Genomic DNA, 2,047 nt, shown 5'->3' with positions numbered 1-2,047 from the left:
AGCCGCGGCTACCACTACTCAAAGGCGGGCAACCCTAACCGAAGAAGTTTGGAGCTTGCCGTTGCAGAGCTCGACGGAGGTGCCGACGCAATCGCTTATGCGAGCGGCACGGCTGCCATAGTGCTGTCCTCAAGCATTCCGTGGTCTTGTGGGTGAAAGAGGCGATGGGCCGGTGAGCGTGGCGGCCTTCATCTGCTCCCAGAAGACCAGCCACGGCATCGACCACGCGATCTCCTGCCGGGCGCTGGAGGTCTCCCAGTCGTGGTTTTACAAGTGGAAGAATCGCATCGGGGCGGATGCACCGACGGCCCGTGAGCAGCGGCGGGCCCGGTTGGATGCTGAGATCAAGCGCCGGTTTCCGGCCTTGGGCGGCACCTACGGCTCACCGCGGATCACCCAAGACCTGCACGAGGCGGGCTGGCGGGTGTCGGAGAACATCGTGGCCAGGCGGATGGCCGAACTTGGCTTGGCCGGGCGGAAGCAGAAGAAGCCGCGCTCGCTGACCTGGCAGGGCAAGCGGCTGGCCGCGCCGGATCTGGTGCGACCAAAGTTGACCGCGGTCGCTCCGGATGTGCTGTGGGTTGGCGATGTCACGATGATTACCGCTGATGAGGGGGCGCTGTACTTGGCGTCGGTCGAGGATCTGTTCTCCCGTCGGCTGCTCGGCTAGGTCATGTCAGAGCATCACGACGTGGTGCTGACGGTCGCCTCGCTGCAGATGGCGGTCGCCACCAGGGGTGGCGACGTGGACGGGGTGATCTTCCATTCGGACCGCGATCCAAGGAGTACACCGCTGCCCGCTACCAGGCCGAATGTCGCAAGCACGGGGTGGTGCAGTCCATCGGCCGGATCGGGTGCGCGCTCGACAACGGAGCGGCCGAGTCGCTCCACAGCTCCCTGAAGGTCGAGTTTGTGCACCGGCACCACTTCCGTACCAGGGCGGAAGCCCGGCTGAAGATCGCGACCTGGATTGCGGACTTCTGCAACGTCAAGCGGAGGCACAGCGCCAATGACTGGTTGTCGCCTGTCGCATTCTAGCGTCAGATGATCGAGAAGGGGCAAGCATCATCGGCCCTGGTGAGGGCCGTTGTGGCATAGGACCAGCCCCACGGTTTGAGGGGATTGACATTCTTGGCCGCGCATGCGCTCGAATTGGCCGGTGCCGACGCAAGTCGCCCACTGCGGTCAATGGTCGGCCGACCAGGCTTGGATTGTCCGGAGGCGAAGGCACATATGCCGTTCTTGGCATCGTGGTGCCCAGCCGGTACGCCTGTGGTCTATCCGGCATCACTGTCTTGGGTGGGCCGGAGCTTGTCGGCGCTGCCGGATTTTCTCAGCCTCCATACCATGGCAAGGAGAGATAAGATGATTCACAACGATGCGTCCCGGCTGCTGCCGTCCGCAATCGAATACGCGCTTGATTGTGTTTCTTACGTTACGCAAGAGTCATTGTCGCACCAGACTCCCTGTGCTGAGTGGAATCTCGCGGAACTTCTTTGCCACGTCAATGATTCCCTCGCCATCTTGCATGAAGGGGTCGTACTGGGTTTCATCGCCAGTGGCCCGATGGCCGTACCCGGTGACTGTCCGACGGACAACCCCGTACGGACGTTCGCCGACCGGGCCCGGCAGTTGCTCGCCGCAGTCACACCGCCAAGGGCCGACGCGTGTTCCGTGGCCATCGCTGACCACGTTCTGTCTCGCGAAATCTTGGTCGCCGTTGGTGTTGTGGAGGTCGCCATCCATGGGTGGGACATCGCGTCCTCCTGCAACGTTCGTAAGCCGATCCCGGCGGCGCTCGCCTTGGGCATCATGGAAATCGTCCCGGTCGTGGTCACGGACGATGCCCGGACAAGCATTTTCGGGCCTCCGGTTCTCGTGTCGTCCCTGGACAGCCCCAGCGATCGGCTCCTGGCATTCCTCGGGCGGGAAGGGTAGCGCCCGGCAGTTCATCGACTGACAGTGATGATGGAGATGAGCGCTTCCCGCCAGGGTCTGACCCATCGACTGACTGACCTCGAGGTCCTCAACCGGATCTGTCGGCCCT

4 protein-coding genes are annotated in these 2,047 nt (G+C 63.2%); all 4 read left to right on the top strand.

What is annotated here, in order from left to right; all coding sequences use genetic code 11:
* On the top strand, window positions 1–156 hold a 156-nt coding region (locus ACWDRB_RS67735; protein ID WP_449912868.1), incomplete at its 5' end, for a PLP-dependent transferase.
* A 16-nt stretch (window positions 157–172) separates the two neighbouring features.
* Window positions 173–670 carry an IS3 family transposase gene (locus ACWDRB_RS67730; protein WP_449912865.1) on the top strand — a complete coding sequence of 166 codons (498 nt, stop codon included), beginning with the start codon at window positions 173–175 and terminating at the stop codon, window positions 668–670.
* A gap of 158 nt (window positions 671–828) precedes the next feature.
* A complete protein-coding gene (locus ACWDRB_RS67725; RefSeq protein ID WP_449912863.1) occupies window positions 829–1,038 on the top strand; it encodes an integrase core domain-containing protein in 210 nt (69 codons plus the stop codon).
* A gap of 327 nt (window positions 1,039–1,365) precedes the next feature.
* Window positions 1,366–1,938 carry a TIGR03086 family metal-binding protein gene (locus tag ACWDRB_RS67720; protein WP_449912861.1) on the top strand — a complete coding sequence of 191 codons (573 nt, stop codon included), beginning with the start codon at window positions 1,366–1,368 and terminating at the stop codon, window positions 1,936–1,938.
* The last annotated feature ends 109 nt before the right edge of the window (window positions 1,939–2,047 follow it).

The sequence above is a fragment of the Nonomuraea sp. NPDC003707 genome (genome assembly GCF_053587055.1).
The sequence above is the reverse complement of the archived record's forward strand: the minus strand, read 5'-3'. Positions and strand labels throughout refer to the sequence as shown.

Bases quoted from the DNA above. Each gene is read 5' to 3' on its own strand.
- ACWDRB_RS67720 (WP_449912861.1), top strand. From the start codon at position 1,366: ATGATTCACAACGATGCGTCCCGGCTGCTGCCGTCCGCAATCGAATAC.